Below are 21,477 nucleotides of genomic sequence, written 5' to 3'. Positions count from 1 at the left end.
CACATATCTCATTCATTGAGTCACATCGGCTTAAAATACCAAACAACATGGTAATAAGCTGTGTTTTGGCCCGAAAAGCCTTATAATAGCGGTCAGCACTATTCTTTTTAACCAACCCTGGTATGTTTACTCTTTCAATCAAGTCGAGTACTTGTTTAAAAATCGGCTGTCCGACTAATTTTATTTCTGTATCTTTACCCATGTTGCAGTTTTTGGTTCACAAAACAAAACTACAACATCGAGGGGAAACCGTTTGGAAGTACCCTCTTTTATATTAATTTAGTCGGTCAGTAGTGAAAAATTTTATTGGTGTAAAACGGAAAAACAATAAACTTCTTGGTCAATTGGACAAAAATAACCAATTTTGGCCGAAATCACGGGTTCACTTTACAGATTGAAGTTTTCAGGCCACCATGAGTAAAAAAATAAAGAGCGAAACAATTTACAGGTTCGATCACCTGCCCGGAGAGGAAATAAATATCGATCAGGAATTCGACATAAAACAATCCCACCGGGAATTCGATGAGTCGGGTAATCTCATTCTTGAATTAGCTTTCACTCGGGATGGGGAAATTGCTGATAAGATAGAATACCGCTATGACGAAGCCGGCAGACTGATCGAATCGCTCATTTACGGCGAGGATGATGAAGTTCTCGAACGGCGGGAAGCGGAGATGGATAAGGACGGGCACGTGGCCCGGGAATTTATCCATTACCTGGACGGGACAACAGACACGCATGAATATTTCTGTGATGAGCGGGGAAATCTCACCGGGATGCGGGTTATGGATGATGAAGATGAAGTGGAGTCTACCGAAAAATATTTTTATGAAGATAACCGGTTAGTTAAGATTGAACGGTATAATGAAAATGATAAAGTGGTTTTCAGGCAGGAGGATACTTATGTGAACGGATTAATTTCAACCCGTAGGATATGGTCATCAGAAGAAGAAGAGCCGTTTACCGTGATAAATCAATTCAATACCGCCGGACTCAGGGAACAGGAACTGCGCTATAACAGCCGTGATCAGCTTATCGAGCGGAATATTTATGAAGAAGATGAGCATGGAAGGATCGTACGGATCATCGAAGAAAATAAGCAAAGGAAAAATACTACGGAATTCTCCTTTGATGAACAGGGGAACGTCATCCACCAGGTAGAAACCGATCTGAACGGCGACCTGAATCACGAAATTTTCCGGGTTTACAGCCCTGAAGGAGAGCTTTTGCAGGCAACAGTTGAAACAGTGATGAAGTCCAGCGGTACAGTTCTGGCTTATTCACTCATTTACAAGCGCGAAACTTTCGGGGATTGACAGCTCCCTCCATTTCCCATCAGGCATGCCTAACCACAACCTTTCTCTTCCACCGGCCGGTCATATAATAAAGGAATGAAAGGCCGAGCCCTACAACCCATGCAATCGGAACTGCCCACCAGATGCCGTGATAGCCCCATTTTTCAGACAGAAAATAACCGACAGGTATGCGCACGACCCACAAGGCAAAAAAGGTGATCAGCATGGGGATAAACGTGTCGCCTGCACCCCGCATCACCCCGCCTACTATGAACATTGTGGAGAAAACAACGTAAAAACCGCTTACGATCTGAAGATAGCCTTTACCTATTGCTATTACTTCCAGGTCTTTGGTAAATAATCTCATCAAGGGCCCTGCAAAGAAAATGCCGATCAAAGAAATTGCAATCGAGATGGCAGTTGTCATATAAAAAGTGGATAACAAACCATGTCTAACGCGTTCCGGTTTTTGGGCCCCCAGGTTTTGTCCGACAAAGGCAGAGAGCGCCATTGCGAAGTTCATGGCCGGCATGGAGGCAAAGGTATCGATCCGGAAGACAACGCTGTAGGCAGCAGTGGCATCGGTACCGAATCGGTTCACCAGCCAGTACATCGCAAGCATGCTCAATGCGACAAAAGCTTGCTGAAATCCGACCGGAAATCCAATTTTCAGGCTTTTATTCAAAATTTCCCTGTCGAACTCCAGTCTTCGCCAGCTCAGGTTTATGAAATCATGGGTCCTGTTCAGGTACATGATGGCAAGAATCAAGGCGACAGCCTGTGAGATGACCGTTGCCAAAGCCACGCTTTTCACGCCAAATTTGAAGCCCACCACAAAGATCAGGTCCAGAGCTATATTCAGGATGGTTGAGATGATAAGGAAATAGAGAGGGGTTTTCGAATCACCCATTCCCCTCAGTATGGATGTGATGCTGTTAAAGCCGAAAAAGAAAACTGATCCCAGCATGTAAATATTGAAATAATCAACAGCATAGGGAAGGATATCTGCCGGAAGCTGAATAAGCTGAAAAATCGGTTTGCTTAATATTATGCCTATTAAAGTCGTCAGGATTGAAGCAAAGAACATAAATACAAAGAGTGTGTCTATGGTCCGGATGACATTCTTTATGTCCTTAGCTCCGAAATATTGCGCAATAATGATGGTAGCGCCGATACCAACGCCAATTACCAAAGAAATCAAGGTAAAGAGGAGTGGAAATGAAGCACCGACGGCTGCAAGGGCTTGCTTTCCGATGAAGTTGCCAACAATGATGCTGTTGATAATAGTATATAACTGCTGAAAGACATTGCCCAATAGCATGGGCAATGCAAACTGGAAGATTATCCTGCTTTCTTTTCCTACGCTGAGGTCCTTCATGAATTAATTAAATCAAACGATTTAACAGGAAGGTTGTTCATCCTCCGTAAAATTAATAATTCTTTCAAAAGTCATTAGGTTTAATATACGGTCTCAGCGGGCCTGGCCTACTTTGGCATTTTTGTTGTACTTTTGCACCCGGCTGGCAGTCCGCTCTGCCGCTTCCGTCGCAAGGCGGGGGAGGAAAGTCGGGACAACACAGGGCGCCATACTTCCTAACGGGAAGGAGATTCCCGCTTGCGCGGGGATTGCACAGCAAGTGCCACAGAAAATAACCGTCCCGAGTCACTCGGGATAAGGGTGAAAATGTGGGGTAAGAGCCCACGGCGCGCCGTGGTGACACGGCGGGCGGGTAAACCTTATGGGTTGCAAGGCCAAATATGTTCCGATCAGGGTAAACGCTTTCCTGAAAAGCATTTACCCTCATCATGCTGCCCGCGTGAATCCTGCGGAAACAAAGGGAGTCGGAACGGGTAGGCCGCTGGAGCCAGGCGGTGACGCCTGGCCAAGATAAATGGTGGAGATCCCCGCTTTCGCGGGGACATACAGAATCCTGCTTACAGGGCTGCCAGCCCGAAACTAACAGAGGCTGCCTCCGGATAATGGGGCAGCCTCTTCCATTTTGACCCTGAGCCGACTTTTAAAAGGGTCGGCAAATTAGCATCTTAACAATAATAATTACCTTCTGCCGTTCGAATTAAGAATCATTTGTTAATAAGTTAAATCCTCCTAAAGCATCCCTATCGGTCGATTTTCTACCTTTGAAACCCTTGTATATCTAATAAACCATGAGTTTTAAACCGAGAAGGATTTTCATCCCTGTTTTATTGTTCATCAATTTGCAGTTCACGGGCTTTGGCCAGGAAAACGCCACATTTCAGCAACCCGGACTGGACTACCGGCTGGCAGATGATCTGTTCCGGCAAAGGAATTTCGGCTCAGCACGCCAGGTATATCACGATATCTCCGGCAATCTGACTATTGATGATCCCGAAATAACAACCAGCGCTGCCTTTCACGAAGCAATCAGTGCCGCAGAGCTGAATAATGCTGATGCCCCTGCTAAAATAAGCCGGTTCATCGAAACTTACCCTGAGAATGCCCTGGCCGGTGAAGCCAACCTTTACCTCGGGAAAATATATTTCAGGGATAATAAGTTTAAAGACGCTATCAAGGCTTTCCAGGGTGTTAATGTTTCCGGCCTCGGTAAAGCCAGCCGGGAAGAGCTCTATTTTATGGTCGGCTATTCCCAGCTGAAATCCGGAGACCCGGCTACAGCAAAAGCCTATTTTCAACGTATCAGCAACCAGAAATCGCCTTATTACGGGCAATCTAAATATTTCCTTGCACATATTGATTATCTTCAGGGGAACTATAAACAGGCTTTAAAATCATTCGAAGAACTCGAAAGCGATCGCCACTATCAGAAGATCATCCCACTATATAAAATCCAGATCTATCACTACCTGGGCGATTATGAAAAGATCATGGCCATTGGCCCTGCTATGATTGAGTCGTCCAATAACACCAATAAGGCGGAAATCGCCCGGATCACCGGGAACGCATTTTTCAACGCGGAGGATTATAAAAATGCCGCTCTCTATTTTGGTATTTATGAACAGTCAAACAGGAATTCGCTCAGCCGGGAAGACCACTACCTGCTTGGGTTTGTGAATTACAAAGCCGGAGAATATAAAAATGCCATTACTAATTTCCAGCAAGTCATCCGCCAGAATGATGCTCTGTCGCAGAACGCCAGCTATTACCTGGGTGTTTGTTATAATGAAACCGGGCAGAAAAAATATGCCGGCAATGCTTTCTTATCTGCTTATAAAGACGGATTTGACAATGAACTGGCCGAAGAGGCGCTGTTTGACTATGTTAAGATCTGTCTGGAATCGCCCTTCAATCCTTACAATGAATCCATCAGCCTGCTTGAATCCTATCTGAAGGACCATCCGGATTCGCCCCGCTCAGATGAAGGCTTTGGTTATCTTTCCCAATTATACCTCTCTTCCAAAAATTACAAGCAAGCGTTGGTATCCATGGAATTGATCAATAACAAGAATGAGCAACTGCAGGCTGCTTACCAGAAAATCCTTTATTACCGTGCTGCTGAGCTTTTCAATATGCAAGACCTGGAAGGAGCCCTCGACCTGTATCAAAAAGCTTCTGAACTCAATTATGATGAATCCATACGGGCCGAATCACTCTATTGGGTCGGAGAAATATTTTACCGCCAGAATAATTATCCGGCTGCGATAAAATATTACAAAGACTTCCTGAATTCGAAACAGGCCAAAGGATCATCGTTTTATGGCAATGCATACTACAATCTTGGCTATGCATATTTCAACCAGAAAGAATATGGTGATGCCATCACGCAATTCAACAAGTTCCTGGAAGCAGGCCAGTCGCGCGATCCAAAGCTCATATCTGATGCATATCTCCGGTTGGGCGACGCCTGCTTCATTTCCAAAAAGTATGACCTGGCTATAAAGAATTACGACAAAGCAATCCTGGCAAAAGAAGCCTCAATGGATTATGCCCTTTATTATAAAGCCCTTTCTGAAGGTGCTAAAGGGGATTTCAACCGGAAGATTGATGTCATGAAGGTCCTGATCAATAATTATCCAAAATCCGGATATCTCGATGATGCCCTTTACGAAACGGCTTTATCCTATATCCTGCTCAACCAGGAAAACCAGGCACTGGTTTATTTTGATAAGCTTGTACAAGGTTACCCATCTACAGGAAAAGCCATCCAGGCATCGCTAAGAAAGGGATTTATCTATTTTAACAGGAACGATTATAATCAGGCTATCAGCTCTTTCAAATATGTGACAGAGAAATTCCCGGGGACCCAGGAAGCTCAGGAAGCACTTGCCGCATTGAAGAATATCTACATTGAAACCGGACAGGTCGACCAGTATTACGTTTATGCAAAAGGATTGTCTTTTGCCGAAATTAATTCATCCGAAGAAGATTCCCTGAACTATGAAGTGGCCGAGAATCTTTACATGCAGGGAAAGTGCGACCAGGCCATCAACTCCTTCAAAAAATACCTGGATAGCTTCCCGGACGGTGCTTTTGTCGCTAACGCATATTATTACCAGTCTGAATGTTACTTAAAATCTAATCAGTTAAGCCAGGCATTGGAAGGATTTAAGATGGTAGCGGAAAAACCGCGTTCCCGTTTCTCAGAAGCCGCTCTTGCCACAGCTTCATCAATGGAGTATTCTGAAGGCAACTATTCAGCCGCTTTACCACTGTTTGAGCAACTGGAAATGGTGGCTGAAGATCCTGACAATACAATTGCCTCGCTAACCGGCCAGATGAGATGCCATTACAGGTTAAAAAACTTTCCTTCAGCGGCCATGGCTGCGCAGAAACTTCTTTCTTCCGGAAAAGCATCGGCAGAGCTTACAAATGAAACTCATTTTATCCTTGGCCAAAGTTATCTCGCCCAGGAGGACCTTACACAGGCTGAATTCGAGTTTTCTATCTCCGGAAAGCTTTCCGGCACCGAAACCGGGGCTGAAGCCAGCTATCAGCTGGCAGTGATTGCCTTCCAGACAGGGCGCCTGGTCGAGGCTGAAGAACGTATATATGCGCTGGCAGAGAATTTTGCGGCTTTTGATTACTGGGTAGCCAAAGGTTTTATCCTTTTGTCCGATATCTTTTTAAAGAATGGCAATGAATTTCAGGCCCGGCAAACACTTCAGAGTGTGCTTGATAATTATAAAGGCCCTGAATTGGGCGCTGTTGCAAAGGAAAAGCTGGATGCTTTAAGTAATTGATAAACTGATTATTCCGGATTTAATTCATTTTGAAGACCATGATAACGAAGATCCTAAAGAGAAACTTTTTAATTTATCTGATATCCATCAGTATATTGGTATTTAGCGGTTATTTCTCATACGGACAGGGGCAAAATGAAGAGGTGACCATCATCGCACCTTACATTCCTTCCATCAGCGATGCCACTAAAATACCTTTCAGACCGGAAATAACCCCGGGTGAACAGGACACTCCTTCTTTCGAATATGATTATGTAACGAAAAGACTTGAAACCCGCCTGGAACTTGATCCGGTCGAGCCTATGAAATTCAGTGAAGGGGAACAGGACGAGATATACAGAAATTATGCAAAAGTCGGGTTCGGTAATTATACAACGCCATACCTGGAGTTTATGGCCAGCTCTCTTCGATCGGAAAAATACCAGTTTGGGGCCAGGCTTAAGCACCATTCTTCCCAGGGAAAAATAAAAGGGTATCCCCCTAGTGGTTACAGTCATAACCTCATTTCAGTCTACGGAAAGACATTTTCGAAAAATCATACCTTGTCTGCCGATATTGGTTACAACCGTGATGTAGTTCATTTTTATGGATTCGTTCCCGACAATTTTCCTGACGTACAATATTCCAAAGATGATATCCGGCAAAGATTTCAGCATTTGCAAGGCAATGCGGAATACAGCAGCAATTACAAAGAAAAGTATAAGCTGAACCACCTTTTCCGGCTTGGACTTCATTACTTCTCCGACTTCTATGGCACGAGGGAATCCCAGGTATCTTTTATTACTGATCTGGATAAAGGATTTAAAACCATTGGCAATGATTTTAAGCATTCTTTTGCCCTGGATTTGGGGTTGGATTACTTGAATTACAAGGACTCCATCTCATCTTCCAACCCTTTATTTATCCTGATCAGGCCCATCTACCGGTTTGGGTTCGGGCAATACAGGTTTGAAGCAGGATTGAACATCAATATTGCAGCCGGAAGCTCTGCCAATCAAACAACTATGGGAATGGATGCATTCCCTGTATTGAAAGCCGAAGTTGTGATCATAGATGAAAAACTTAAAGCTTTCGCGGAGGTCTCCGGGAACAGGTCAATTAATTCTTTCAGGAGCCTGGCCGGGATCAACCCTTTTATGACCTCCACTCCCCTGATTTATTATACTGACGAGCGAATCAAGATCGGAGGCGGGATTACAGGTAATGCCGGCGGGTTGAATTTTCTGGCCGAGGCCTATTACTCTTACCTGAATGACATGCCACTGTTTGTGACTGACACATCGCTGGTTTTACAGAATAAGTTCGATGTCATTTATGAAGACATCAACCTGCTAAAAATTAAAGCCAGCCTGGGTTATATGCAGGTCAACCAATTCTCGGCCCGCTTAATGGCTGCTTATTATCATTATATTCCTAAGGATGAAGTGAAAGCATGGCAAATGCCAAACTTTGAAATCGGACTGGATGCCGGATATACTTTAATGGAAAAATACACCATCAGGGCTTCAGTCCTGGCATTAGGATCAAAATATGCACGGACATTTGAAGCAGGTGAAGTCGTCCCTGTCAAGGTCAGCGGAGCATTTGACCTGGGCCTTGGTTTCGAGTACCAGGTCAATAAAATGATTTCAGCTTATATAGATGCCAGTAATATATTGAATCAACATTACCAGCGATGGTATCAGTATCCGGTACAGGGCATCCAGATGATGGCCGGGGTCAAATTAACCTTCTGAAATAAGCCCTAATCCTTTCAACACGATTTTGTTAATAAAATGCTTGATTTTACTGATGTTTTCTCAATTTTATTCAGGAAAAATCCGTAAATTTGTTAACTTATCTATTTTTATGTAACTAATTGATTATGACTGCAGAAGAAAAAAACTTACAGGCACAGGAATATACAGCTGACAATATACAGGTTCTGGAGGGTTTGGAAGCCGTCCGCAAGCGTCCGGCGATGTACATTGGCGACATCAGCCAGCGGGGTTTGCACCATTTGGTGCATGAAGTGGTCGACAACTCCATCGACGAAGCCCTTGGCGGATTTTGTGACCGCATCGATCTGATCATACATGAAGGCAATTCAATCACCGTAATCGACAATGGCCGTGGCATCCCTACGGGGCTGCACGAAAAGGAAAACCGGTCTGCACTGGAAGTGGTTATGACTGTCCTTCATGCCGGTGGAAAATTTGACAAAGGTTCTTATAAAGTATCGGGAGGATTGCATGGCGTCGGGGTCTCCTGCGTCAATGCCCTTTCGAAAAAACTTGTCGCCACTATTTACAGGGAAGGAAAGATTTTCCAGCAGGAATACAATTATGGAAAGCCGGTCTATAGTGTCAAAGTGATCGGGGAAACGGATAAAACCGGAACCCAGGTGACTTTTACGCCAGACGATAGCATCTTCATTGTCACCGAATACGATTATGAATTGATCTCAACCCGATTGCGTGAGCTGGCTTTCCTGAACAAAGGCATCCGGCTGACAATCACCGACGAGCGTCAACGAAACGAAGATGGCAGCTTTCTCTCAACTGAATTTTACTCTGAAGAAGGGCTGAAGGATTTCATCAAATACCTCGATGTTAACCGGGAAGCACTAATGTCCGATCCCATAACCATCGAAGGGGAAAAGAGCGATATTCCCATGGAAATTGCCCTGCAATACAATACTTCTTTTGCGGAGAATATTCACGCTTACGTCAATAACATTAATACCCATGAAGGAGGCACACACCTTGCAGGTTTCAGGAGGGGGCTTACCCGCACCCTGAAAGCCTATGCCGATAAAGCAGGATTTCTTTCAAAATTGAAATTCGACATTAACGGGGATGACTTCCGGGAAGGACTTACTGCCATCATATCGGTTAAAGTCCAGGAGCCCCAGTTCGAAGGCCAGACAAAAACAAAACTTGGCAATAATGAAGTAATGGGGGCTGTCGACCAGCTCGTTTCGGAATATCTGGCTTATTACCTGGAAGAACACCCGAAAGTCGCCAGGATCATCGTTGATAAAGTGATTTTAGCCGCCATGGCCCGTCATGCCGCCCGAAAAGCCCGCGAACTGGTGCAAAGGAAAAACGTGCTCACCGGTTCAGGATTACCGGGGAAACTATCGGATTGCTCCGAAAGAGACCCTGCCAAATCAGAAATTTACCTGGTCGAGGGAGATTCAGCCGGTGGAACAGCAAAACAAGGGCGGGACAGGGCTTTTCAGGCGATCCTTCCCCTGAGGGGCAAGATCCTCAACGTAGAGAAAGCCATGGTGCATAAAATCTTCGATAATGAAGAAATCAAGAATATTTTCACTGCCCTGGGTGTTTCCATCGGTACTGAAGAAGACACCAAAGCGCTGAACCTGGATAAGCTTCGTTATCATAAGGTCATCATCATGACTGATGCTGACGTTGATGGCAGCCATATCGCTACCCTGATCCTCACTTTCTTTTTCAGGTATATGAATGATCTGATCGAGCAGGGTTATGTTTATATTGCCACCCCTCCCCTCTACCTGATCAAAAGCGGGAAGAATGAGCGTTATTGCTGGACCGAAGAAGAGCGGGAAGCTACCGTAAGGGAATTTTCTGCCACTGGAAGTGAAAAAAACGTTCACATACAGCGTTATAAAGGTCTTGGCGAAATGAATGCCGAACAATTGTGGGATACGACCATGAACCCGGCATTCCGAACCCTGCGCCAGGTTACCATTGAAAACGGCACTGAAGCCGACCGTGTTTTCTCCATGCTCATGGGTGATGATGTCCCGCCAAGAAGGGAATTCATTGAGACCCATGCCAAATACGCAAACATCGACGCTTAAAAAAATCGACACTTAATAAATAAGGGATTCCATACTTTGGGATGGAGTCCCTAAAATAAAACAACCCCGACGGAGCCGGGGTTGCTTTTGCCAAGTCTTACTAGTTTTAGGTGAGATAGGACTTTTGAAGTAAAGTAAACCAATTTAACCAAACCCCCAAAAGCCTCTGAAGTAGGAAATAATTAACCAATTAATCCGAGACAAAGATATCTCTCATCCTGAAACTGGTAAAGAACAAATCAGTTAACGGTAGCTTTGGGTCAGTTTTCGGAAACTATCCTTTTGGATCAGAACTTTCCTTTTTCATAAGATAATGCAAATCAATACCTTTCAAATACTTTCGTTTCAGGCAAACATCCTGTTAAAGTATGCATTAAGGGGATATAAGGTCCGGAACACTTCTACTGCATAATTGAGGTAGCTTTCTGATAAGGCAACATGGTCAGGAACAGGGTGCATGGCAGCATAACTGCGGAATTTCAGGAGGTCTATATCACGGAATTCCTTTGAATAACCTTTCGGAGGATTCTTCATCTTTCCCGGATCATCCAACTGCCCGAAACAATCAGTAAATTCTTTTCTGTAGATTATTTTTTTTAAATCTTCGGCCTGGTAATAAATCTCATCCCGGATTTTCTTCAGGGTTTCTGCAGGCGGCATATAAAGCCCACCTGCCAGGAATGATTCCCCGTGTTCGAAATGGACATAATAACCCGCCATGACTGAACTTTTCCCACCCCTGGCAATATAGGCACCCATATTGGTCTTATAAGGTGCCTTGTCAGCAGAAAAGCGTACATCGCGATAAATCCTGAATACACAATCCTTTGCCGTGATCATATCAACCAGTGGATCAACAGTTCTGATCAGGGGGATCAATTCATTGATAAAAGATTCAAATGCCAGCCGCGCCTGGTTATAACGGTCTTTGTTAGCCTGAAACCATTCACGGTTATTATTGGTTTTCAGATCTCTGAGGAATTCAAATAAGATAGTATCCATGTTTTTTTTAACAAAATTATTTTTTTTACTGTTTTGACCGGGTATAAAATGAGGAAAAAACGGATTAACCAGTAATATCAAATTGAAAATTGAAAATTGAAAATTTAAGTTTCGGTTCCACTGTTTCACCGTTCCACTGTTCCACTGATTTCAAATTCAAAATAAATTATAATGAGCATCAGGTTAATATGGAGGGTACTTGTATGCGTGATGGTGCTGGTTCCCTGGTTACAGTTAAAATGTCAAACGACCGCTGCAGGGGCAAGAAGCGCCTCATTAGCAGGGGTCTCAGCAGGATTGGAAGATGCCTGGGCCGTGGCTAACAACCCGGCCGGGTTGGCCAGGTATAATCATATTTCATTGGCAACAAACGCGGAACAGCGATATCTTATGAAGGAGCTGGGATATTATGCCATTGCTGCATCGATTCCTGCCGGTAAAGGCTGCCTGGGCATTTTCACCATATTTTCAGGATACCAGGCTTTTATCGATCAAAAGGTCAGCCTCGGCTATGGGCGGCAATTTGGGGAACATGTCCTCACAGGGATCAGCCTTGTCTATGTCTTTCAAAAAGCGGGAGGAGAAGCCCCGCCTCTTCACCAGGTCAGTTATGAATTAGGCACCATTATCGTTCTTTCAAAAAAAGTAAACCTGGCTTTTGCCACCTTCAATCCCTTTCAATTGTATTATAAAAGTAAAGATAATGCAACCCTGCCTGCTATACTCAAACTTGGTATGTCATTTCAGTATTCACCCGCTTTGTTCATACATGCCGAATGTGAAAAGGACCTGGACCTCTCTCCATGTCTGAAGATCGGGATGGAGTATATCTTCAGGGATATTTTTTTCATCAGGGGCGGTATAAGGATTTTCCCGGCTTCTTACTCATTTGGTACAGGTTTACGCCATAACCGGCTTCTTTTTGAATTTTCCTCTGCCTATCACCAATACCTAGGTTTTACCCCGCAGATATCACTCCAATATGATATTAAATGAATACTAATGGAAGATATCCGGCCGCATTTGTGCTGACTGCCTTTCTGCTCATTTCATTCCCATGTCTCGTCAAATCACAGGAAAACAATCGACAGGTCACGGCCTATGAAGATTATGCCGAAGAAATTCTGGCATCGGATGAGGCCTATCTTTCAACTTTAGAAGAATGGCAGGATATTATCGACCAATGGCTTGAAGATCCCCTTGGCATCAACACGGAAGAAGCAGATTGGCTCATGGAGTATAAAATCATCAGCCTTTTCCAACTTAATAAACTGAAAGAATACCGGCTGATTTATGGAAACCTTCTTTCAGTCTATGAACTCTCATTCATCGAAGGATGGGACTTTCAGGCTGTCCGAAAGGTGATTCCATTAGTTACCGTTGATCTCCCTAAAAAGCCAAGGACTTTTAAGAAGTTCAGCTTCCGGTCTGTACATCAGAGCCTGATTCTTAAAACTGCCTTCAACACTGAAAAAAGTAAAGGTTATGAGCAGGTAAACACTGATAGTGAAAATCCCGGAGAACCTGTCTATTCAGGATCTCCTTTCAGATTAGCGATGCGTTACGACCTTGAATACAGGAACAAACTTGCTATGGGCCTGAGGATGGAAAAAGATCCAGGGGAGCCTTTCCTCATTTCTTCATCTTTAATTTCAATGAAAATCAAAACTCCTGACCTGTTTTCGGGATATCTGCACTTAAAGAACCTGGGGCCGGTCAAGTCTATGATTTTAGGTAATTACAGGGTCAGTTTCGGTTACGGCATAAACCTGGCAGGAGGGCAATCGGTCATTAAAGGCCGTAATGGAATGGCGGGGATGGCAAATCGGATCCGGCCCCAGACATCGGTCAGCGAAACAGGATTCTTCAGGGGAGTTGCTTTTAGTGCCGGACCTGGCAGGTTTTCACTAACAGGGTTTGCTTCATTTCAAAAAATTGATGGCATCTCCATTGTCACCGACAGCCTGGGCAATCCTGTATCATTTTCCTCTATTGATAAATCAGGGATGCACCGTACTATCAGCGAATTGAGCAACAGGAAAACAATCGGGGAAAAGGTAATCGGCGGCTTCCTGGTTTATGCCAACAACTGGCTGAAAACAGGGATTATAGCGATGTATAACCAATTTGACGCATCAGTAGTTAAAAGCAGCCGGCCTTATGCGAAATTTGAATTTACTGGCAGGTCTAATCTTATTGCCGGAATTTCTTCAACCTTCTGGTTACACAAAGTGCATATATTCAACGAAACATCCGTCTGTAGGAACAAAGCCATGGCGGTGGTAACCGGGATTGAAATGATGCCTGCGCCTGGAGCTCAGATTAGTATTGTTCACCGCTATTTCGCTGTTGACTATCAAAACTTGTATGGATCAGGCTTCATCTCTTCAAGCCGTAATTCCGGACAAAACGGCCTTCAGGTTGATATCAAGGTTGAATTGCCGAAAAAATGGCTTGTCGGATTAATGACTGATATTTCGCGTTCAGTTTGGGCAAGTTATGACCTGAACGCGCCGTCAGATCGAAAAGAGGTCAGGGTATTAGTAGAAAAAGCATGGCCACAGGCCCGGTCAATGGCTTTTTCCTTCAGGTACCTTCAAAATTCTGCGACAGATCCTGAAAGTTCCGCCTGGATTAGTCATCCTTTAAATTTATCTCAGTATAAGCTGCGCCTGGAAGGACGTTTTGAAGCAAAGCCGGGATTTAGATTCAAAACCCGTGTGGAGTGTGACCTCGCACCCAAAAAAGTTCAGGCTCTCAATCCTGGCTGGTTGATATTCCAGGATATTGAGTTTTCCCCTTCCATGATAGATGCAAAAATCTGGCTCAGGGTGTGCTTTTTCGATGTTCCCGATTATGATAACAGAATTTACGCCTATGAAAATGATGTGCTTTATGATTTCACTTCATTCATGCATTACGGGAAAGGAATCCGGGGGATCATGATGTTCAGGTGGACGCCGGTAGATTGGCTGGACTTATGGCTGAGGTTATCAACCGTTTATTATAAAAACCGTCATATTGGTTCGGGATGGGATGAAGTTGACAGGAACCGCCAGAACGAAATTGAAATCCAGGCCAGGATTAAATTGCCGGGTTAATAAAGCTTCTCTCTTTTCAGCAGGTATGGGAGAAGTATCTGTTCAAAACCGGCATTGATATCGGCTTCCACGAAATCTATCCGGTATTGCCCGCACTTAATTTTCAATTCGGTAGTAAAAGCCTGCACAGAGCGGTTATATTCGGCTTTGACTTCAAGAGGATTGACTTTAACCTGCCGTCCACTTTCCAAGTCTATAAACTTGTAAGGTCTGTTATCAAAATCGAAATCAATCTCCTGCTTTTTATCAATCACATGAAACAGGACAACTTCATGTTTGTTATGCCGGAGGTGCTGCAGTGCTGAAAAAAGGCCGGAACTACTTCCTGTGGCTTCGAACATATCGGAAAAGATCACAACGAGCGAGCGTTTATGGATATTATCGGCAATTTCGTGAAGAGCAGCAGTCGCAGCTGTATTGCGCTTCATTTCAACAGGGATGGGTTCCAGCATCTTTTCAAGTTCCGAATAGAGGTACTTAAAATGCACTGAACTTGATTTGGCCACGGAAGAAAATCCGATCTGCTCCGCAAAAATGTTCAACCCTACGGCATCCCGCTGCCTTCGCATCAGATTCATAAGGGCAGCGGCTGCATAAATTGAAAATGTAATTTTGTTAGGCTGGTCGATGCTTGGTTTTTCACAGACCGGGTAATACATCGATGAAGAATTATCGATCACCAGCTGGCACCGCAGGTTGGTCTCCTCTTCGAACCTTTTGACAAAAAGTTTATCCGTGCGGCCATACAACTTCCAATCGATGTTTTTGATCGATTCTCCTGCGTTGTAAAGCCGGTGTTCGGCGAATTCAACAGAAAAGCCGTGGAAAGGGCTCTGGTGCAGACCAACTATAAACCCTTCTACGACTTGCCTGGCAAGGAATTCAAGTGAACCGAACTGTTGAAGCCGGTTATGATCGATTGAAAATGTCAATAAAATAATTCTATAAGTGTGACTGAAGTTTGCCGACAATAATCTGCTTCGGCACAGCACCAACTTGTTTATCAACTACTTGTCCGCCTTTGAAGAAGAGCAGCGTAGGAATATTACGGATACCAAATTTGGCAGTAATTCCCGGGTTATGATCTACATTTACTTTTCCAACTACGACCGTTCCACTGTATTCGCGTCCTATTTCCTCGACAATCGGTCCGACCATACGGCAAGGGCCGCACCATTCCGCCCAAAAGTCAACTATAACCGGTTTGTCTGAATTCAGGACTGTTTCCTGGAAATTCGCATCAGTGATTTCTAAAGCCATATCTAATTATTTTTAGTTAATTATCAGGGGTCAAAATTAATAAAAATTCGTCCTTGAAATCTTCTCAGGTTCATATTTTCATCCATTCATCTGAAAGCCGTTCAATTTGATTTCCAACGGCTCCAAACCCGAGACGGCATGGACAAAACCAGATGGGTTTATTCTGAATTTCCTGGGGTGTAACCCAAGCAATAGACCATCTCCGGTATCTTTTATCCGAAGGTTCATTTCACACTCGCCAGGATGGGAACGAACAATTTTAGTTAGCTCCCTGATAAATTCGCTGTCGAGTTTATCCAGTTCAACCGTCACGCTGATAGATTTGCAAAATTTCTCCATGGCTTCTGCAAGGAGAACCATATTTTTAACCCGGACTTCAGGACGGTTGTTTTTCTTATTGACTTCGATGCGGGCAAAGATCAGCACATAAGTGCCTTCCACCAGCAGGTATTTAAAGCGCATAAAATCATCAGAAAAAAGGGAAAGTCGGTAGGCGTCTGAAAAATCTTCAAGCTCAAAATTGGCATATTGATTACCGGTCTTAGCGGTGCGGATCTCTGCCGCATTGATAATGCCGGCAAAAGAGAGGGCTTTATTCATGTGCAGGCTTAACCCGCTGTTCAAATCCTGGAAAGTTATATTGCAAAAGGCGTCGATTTCGGCCTTATACTCATCCAGCGGATGCCCTGAAATATAAAAACCCGTGACTTCCCGTTCGTTCTTCAATTGCTGATGTTTCGACCATGGTGGACAATCGGGGATTTTTGGATCCTGCATGTCGACCGTCAGATCATCGCCAAATAGTGAATGTTGGGAAGCCTGTTGTTTTTCCTGGAAAAGAGCCGCATGGCGAACGATCTTTTCCAGGAAAAAAGCATCTTCGGAATTCTCCTGCTGGAAATACTGCGCCCGGTGGATGCCTTCGAAGCAATCGAATGCCCCTGCTTTTCCCAGGGCTTCCATCGCACGTTTATTCACAGCGCGCAAATTGATGCGTTTGGCAAAGTCGAAAATACTCCTGAATGGGCCATTTGTATCCCGCTCTTCAATGATGGCATTGACGGCGGACTCCCCTATCCCTTTAATGGCAGCCATACCAAAACGGATGCCCCCTTTTTTATTCACCACAAAATGCAGTTCGCTTTCATTGACATCAGGGCCAAGTACAGGGATATTCAAGTGTTTGCACTCATCGATGAAAAAAGTGATCTTCTTGATCTCGCTGAGATGCCTGCTGAGCACCGCAGCCATGAATTCTGCGGGGTAATGGGCCTTAAGGTAAGCCATCCGGTAAGAAACTACCGCGTAACAGGTTGAATGTGATTTGTTGAAAGCGTAACCGGCAAAGGCTTCCCAGTCAGTCCAGATTTTATTGGCCAGCTCTTCATCAAAGCCGTTCATTTTTATACCTGCTATGAACTTCGCGTTCAGTGGGGCCATAATCTCTTTTTTCTTCTTACCTATCCCTTTCCTTAGCTCATCTGCTTCACCCTTCGTAAACCCTGCAAGTTTCTGGGAAAGCAGCATGACCTGCTCCTGGTAAACAGTAATGCCGTATGTTTCTTTCAGTATCTCCTCCATTTCCGGGAGGGAATACTCGATCTTCTCCCGGCCATGTTTACGATTGATAAAGTTGGGGATATATTCCATCGGCCCCGGGCGGTAAAGGGCGTTCATGGCGATCAGGTCCTCAAAGCGGTTGGGCTTCAGATCCCTGAGATGTTTTTTCATCCCTTCCGATTCAAACTGGAAGATGCCGTTGGTATCACCACGGGAGTATAGTTTAAATGTCTCAGGATCATCGAAGGTGATTGTTTCGATATCGAGGTCTATCTTTTTTGATTTCTTTATGTTGATCAGCGTATCCTTGATAATCGACAAGGTCTTCAGCCCCAGGAAGTCCATTTTGAGCATCCCTACGCTTCCGATCTGGCTTCCGTCAAATTGCGTGGCCAGCATATCGGATTCCTTTGTGATACTAAGCGGGATCAGGTCGATAAGTTCGCTTTTGCCGATGATGATACCACAGGCATGCGTTCCGGTATTCCTGATCTGACCTTCGATCCTTTCTGCGCCTTTGAGTGTTTCCATCACCAGGGCTTCACCTTCTTTCCTTTCCCTGAGCAGGTCAGGTGATTCGGTGTAGGCCGTCCGGAAAGTTGTCCCAGGCTTCATGGATACGAGTTTGGCCAGGCGGTCAGACTCATTCAGCGGTAGTTGTTTCACGCGGGCGATATCGCGGATGGCGCCTTTGGGAGCCATTTTACCAAAGGTGATCACCTGGGCCACCCTGCCGGCGCCATACTTTTCCACTACCCACTTCAGCACGCGTTCCCTTCCATCTTCATCAAAATCAATATCGATATCAGGAAGTGAAACCCGGTCGGGATTGAGGAATCGTTCAAAAAGAAGATTATACCTGATCGGATCGATATCGGTAATCCTCAGGCAGAAAGCGACCACCGAGCCCGCGGCCGATCCGCGTCCAGGTCCCACGGAAACATCCATCTCCCGGGCCTGGTGAAGGATTTCCTGAACGATAAGAAAATAGCCAGGATAGCCCATCTTCCTGATAGTGGCCAGTTCAAAGTCGATCCGCTCGCTCAGGTCCGGGGTAACCTCACTATATCTTTCCTCTGCGCCCAGGTAAGTCACATAGCGGAGGTATTCATTTGCATCGGAAAAATTTTCAGGTATGGTGTAATCCGGCATCAGTGGTTCACGCCTGATGGGGAAAGCTTCGATCTTATCTATTATTTCTGCAATGTTATCGATTGCTTCAGGGATATCACGGAACAATTCCAGCATTTCCTCCTGGCTCTTCAGGTAAAACTCATTGTTCGGGAACCCGAACCGGAAGCCTCTGCCGTGTCCAACCGGAGTTGCCTGGTATTCGTTGGTTTGCAGGCAAATCAGCATATCATGGATTTCGGCATCTTCTTTTTCCAGGTAATAGGCATTATTGGCTGCAATGACCTTAACACCATATTTATGGGCCAACTGGATAAGTATTTTATTCACATGTTCTTCTTCGGGCAGGCCGTGGCGGTTAAGCTGGACATAAAAATCATCCCCGAACAGCTTGTGCCAGTAACGAAAAGCCTCTTCAGCCTGGGTCTCGCCGACATTCAGGATAAGTTCAGGCACTTCCGATTTCATACCGCCTGTCGTGGCGATCAATCCATCACAATACTGTTCGATGAGGGCTTTATCGACGCGCGGAACGCCGTCATAAAAACCTTCAAGAAATCCAAGTGAAGATAAGCGTGACAGGTTTTGATAACCAGTAAAGTTCTTCGCAAGTAATACCTGGTGATGCCTGACATCCGGATTATCCTTGGTGAATTTCTTCCTGGCCCGTTCGATGGCTACATAAAATTCACAGCCAATAATGGGCTTGATATTGTTTTTAACGGCTTCGCTGATGAAAGCAAATGCGCCAAAGAGGTTACCATGATCGGTCAGGGCGATGGCCGGTAATTTAAATTTTACAGCCTTCTCAATGATATCCTTAACATCAGCAGTAGCTTGCAGGATCGAATATTGCGAATGGACATGCAGGTGGCAAAAGACAGATGATGTAACGGCAGCAGGGGATTCTTTTTGAGGCTCCGGGATGGTTTCCGGTTGTGTCTCTTCTGGGCTCACCTTAAAGGTCCGGACGGTAATTTTCTCCGGCTGAACCGGATTGGGGTGGCTGGTGATAAAATCCTTCACAGCTTCAGGTTCCAATCCAAGTTTTCCTGCTGTAATCAGGCCCAGGCGGACCATTTCGAGGAAGCAGCGCGCTGTTGCCATCACATCCGTAGCTGCGTTATGGGCCTCGGGAAAATCTTCCTGAAACAACTTTTGATGAAGTTCTCCCAGGGTGGGCCATTTGAATCCACCTCCGCGTCCACCCGGAAGGGCGCAGTATTCAACCGACTCAAGCTTGGTGCAAAGCTGGGCTTTCCCTTCGAAGTAATTCTCAAAGCCACAACGCAAAAATTCAGCACCTATAATATTAAGGTCGAAGTCGATATTATGCCCCACGATCACCTTTGTGCGGCTAAGGGCATTGATAAATTGTTCCAGGACCAGCCTAAGGTCTTCGCCTTCCTGTAATGCTAATTCAGTAGTAATGCCATGAATTTTAGCAGCATTGTATGGAATGGTAAAATTATCCGGCCGGATAATAAATTCTTTCGCTTCGATCAGGTTCCCGTCGGCATCATGCAATTGCCAGGCAAGCTGGATCACACGCGGCCAGTTTTCAAGGACGGTGACAGGCGCCTCAAAGTTTCTCGGCAGGCCTGTAGTTTCGGTATCGTAAATCAGGAACATCTGATTAGCTGGGATTTAGGTTTTAAAGGTTAGATGGCTAAAAATAGATAAATTGACTGGATGAAACGGGTGTGTTGATAAAAATGGGGAAGTTTTTCCGGTCGGTGGTTCGCAGTTCGCGGTTCGCAGTTCGCAGTTCGCAATTCGCATTGCGCATTTCATGGAACATTTTCGATTTAAAAATTCGTCTTTCAATCTTCGTTGCAATACGCCATTTGTGAAATAGTTTGGTTTTTTAATATCTGATTTAGAAAGGTGCTAAATTATTTTACTAGTGGTTTTCAACTATAGATTTCGATTCTTTATATATTATAATTGCGGGTATGAAGCTAGAATTAAAATATAATTGGTTAACATCTTGGATCCAAAATCGCTGTACGCTCCATAAACAGCCATTTTTTCTTAAAACAAGTCTTTTCTATTTCATTAACAACAAAAGGTGAATGCCTTTTGTTGTTCAAAATCAAACATTTATTCACTTTTTTAGGTATCAGTGTTATTTTTATAGCAAGTTTGATCATCTATTCCTGTCAGAAAGAAAAAATCGGGAATGATAATTCCAATAACCAAACCGGACAGTCATTAATGGACCTTCAATTGGAAAAAAAGATTATTGCCTTCAGAGATGAAATTGATTTCATCCGTGAAAATCCCACTTTGAAATCAGGAGGTAGTCCGTGGGAAGTCGACGATGCCATATATTACATAGAGGCTTTGGCAAATTATACTTATGGCGATGCAAGTTATTCCCGTGACGGTTATACCATTGACTCTTCATTTATTGCAGTACCTCTTACAGACGGACTCATTCCCGCTGCTAATATTCCGGGTATTTATGATAAGGTCATAGATAGCCTCATAGCACATAAGGATCGAATTACTTCAAATGAAAAACAACTTATTGTTGCGGATATTTCATTAAGCGGGATTAGTGGAGTAGCCGCCACTTTTAAAGTAACTTCGGGTTTTGGAACAGAAAGTGATATACCTGGTGGAAATAATTACCCGTGGTATTGGGGCTGGGAACTTGGAAGATGTGATGGCTCTGGCCTTGGCGTTGGCCATGATGCTGCTGACAAAATTGCTCAGTTAGCACGTGTTGATATAAGTAAGCCATCAGGAAACTCTTATTATGATAATCCAACATTTATAGAAGTAAATTATTACAATGTACCCACAAACAATAATCCCTATGGGAGTTATATGTTATTTTATGATTTTCAAACGGTAACATTATATCATCATTGTTGTTCCACTGATGAAATTTGGTATTACAAAAATGCACTAAATACGATTGCAAACATGTACCTACCGACGGGGAAAAGTCTAATTGAGTATCATTTAAGGGATGACACAATGTATTTGCTTTGTGGCGAGAATGAGAATGAAGATTGCTGGCTTATGTCTCATATTGCTACATTTACATATGGTGTATGGCATACAAGTTCCAACCCACCTGAGGAGCTATGATAATTCTATCATCATCCAAAGA

At 44.3% G+C, this 21,477-nt stretch carries 13 protein-coding genes and 1 other RNA gene; 8 read left to right on the top strand and 6 right to left on the bottom strand.

What is annotated here, in order from left to right; translation table 11 throughout:
• Nucleotides 1-202, bottom strand: a 202-nt coding sequence (locus M0Q51_08035) for a DUF4372 domain-containing protein (GenBank protein ID MCK9399924.1), incomplete at its 3' end; no start/stop codon positions are given.
• A 211-nt stretch (nt 203-413) separates the two neighbouring features.
• On the opposite strand from M0Q51_08035, the gene M0Q51_08030 reads away from it, so the two are divergent.
• Nucleotides 414-1,316, top strand: coding sequence for a hypothetical protein (locus tag M0Q51_08030; GenBank protein MCK9399923.1), 903 nt, complete (start codon nt 414-416; stop codon nt 1,314-1,316).
• 19 nt (nt 1,317-1,335) lie between these two features.
• Here M0Q51_08030 and M0Q51_08025 read toward each other — a convergent pair whose 3' ends face one another.
• Complete coding sequence (locus M0Q51_08025) at nt 1,336-2,673, bottom strand: MATE family efflux transporter (protein ID MCK9399922.1); 1,338 nt, start codon at nt 2,671-2,673, stop codon at nt 1,336-1,338.
• A gap of 142 nt (nt 2,674-2,815) precedes the next feature.
• Between M0Q51_08025 and rnpB the strand changes: the two genes are divergently transcribed.
• The 4 genes from rnpB (at nt 2,816) to gyrB (ending at nt 10,299) form a co-directional block, all read left to right on the top strand.
• Nucleotides 2,816-3,249, top strand: an RNA gene (gene rnpB, locus M0Q51_08020) — RNase P RNA component class A.
• A 212-nt stretch (nt 3,250-3,461) separates the two neighbouring features.
• A complete protein-coding gene (locus tag M0Q51_08015) occupies nt 3,462-6,473 on the top strand; it encodes a tetratricopeptide repeat protein (GenBank protein ID MCK9399921.1) in 3,012 nt (1,003 codons plus the stop codon).
• 38 nt (nt 6,474-6,511) lie between these two features.
• Complete coding sequence (locus tag M0Q51_08010) at nt 6,512-8,209, top strand: hypothetical protein (protein ID MCK9399920.1); 1,698 nt, start codon at nt 6,512-6,514, stop codon at nt 8,207-8,209.
• A gap of 128 nt (nt 8,210-8,337) precedes the next feature.
• The gene (gyrB, locus tag M0Q51_08005; protein MCK9399919.1) at nt 8,338-10,299 is read left to right on the top strand and encodes a DNA topoisomerase (ATP-hydrolyzing) subunit B; all 1,962 of its coding nucleotides are present in this window, start codon (nt 8,338-8,340) and stop codon (nt 10,297-10,299) included.
• Between the two features lie 345 nt (nt 10,300-10,644).
• Here gyrB and M0Q51_08000 read toward each other — a convergent pair whose 3' ends face one another.
• Entirely contained in the window at nt 10,645-11,301 is a 657-nt protein-coding gene (locus tag M0Q51_08000) for a DUF2461 domain-containing protein (GenBank protein ID MCK9399918.1), read from the bottom strand.
• Between the two features lie 171 nt (nt 11,302-11,472).
• Here M0Q51_08000 and M0Q51_07995 point away from each other — a divergent pair, with 171 nt between their 5' ends.
• Both M0Q51_07995 and M0Q51_07990 read left to right on the top strand, forming a co-directional pair.
• Entirely contained in the window at nt 11,473-12,297 is an 825-nt protein-coding gene (locus M0Q51_07995; GenBank protein MCK9399917.1) for a hypothetical protein, read from the top strand.
• Nucleotides 12,294-14,402, top strand: a complete 2,109-nt coding sequence (locus M0Q51_07990) for a hypothetical protein (protein MCK9399916.1) — start codon at nt 12,294-12,296, stop codon at nt 14,400-14,402. The genes M0Q51_07995 and M0Q51_07990 overlap by 4 nt, the downstream gene beginning before the upstream one ends.
• On the opposite strand, the gene M0Q51_07985 is transcribed toward M0Q51_07990, so the two are convergent.
• The 3 genes from M0Q51_07985 to dnaE form a co-directional block, all read right to left on the bottom strand.
• Nucleotides 14,399-15,334, bottom strand: coding sequence for a DUF58 domain-containing protein (locus M0Q51_07985; protein MCK9399915.1), 936 nt, complete (start codon nt 15,332-15,334; stop codon nt 14,399-14,401). The genes M0Q51_07990 and M0Q51_07985 overlap by 4 nt on opposite strands.
• 10 nt (nt 15,335-15,344) lie before the next feature.
• Nucleotides 15,345-15,662: a thioredoxin gene (gene trxA, locus M0Q51_07980; protein MCK9399914.1), complete on the bottom strand. Its 318-nt coding sequence runs from the start codon at nt 15,660-15,662 to the stop codon at nt 15,345-15,347.
• A gap of 78 nt (nt 15,663-15,740) precedes the next feature.
• Nucleotides 15,741-19,985, bottom strand: coding sequence for a DNA polymerase III subunit alpha (dnaE, locus tag M0Q51_07975; protein MCK9399913.1), 4,245 nt, complete (start codon nt 19,983-19,985; stop codon nt 15,741-15,743).
• A gap of 453 nt (nt 19,986-20,438) precedes the next feature.
• Here dnaE and M0Q51_07970 point away from each other — a divergent pair, with 453 nt between their 5' ends.
• Complete coding sequence (locus M0Q51_07970; GenBank protein ID MCK9399912.1) at nt 20,439-21,455, top strand: hypothetical protein; 1,017 nt, start codon at nt 20,439-20,441, stop codon at nt 21,453-21,455.
• The last annotated feature ends 22 nt before the right edge of the window (nt 21,456-21,477 follow it).

This window comes from Bacteroidales bacterium (assembly GCA_023229505.1).
GTDB lineage: Bacteria > Bacteroidota > Bacteroidia > Bacteroidales > JAGOPY01 > JAGOPY01.
The sequence above is the reverse complement of the archived record's forward strand: the minus strand, read 5'-3'. Positions and strand labels throughout refer to the sequence as shown.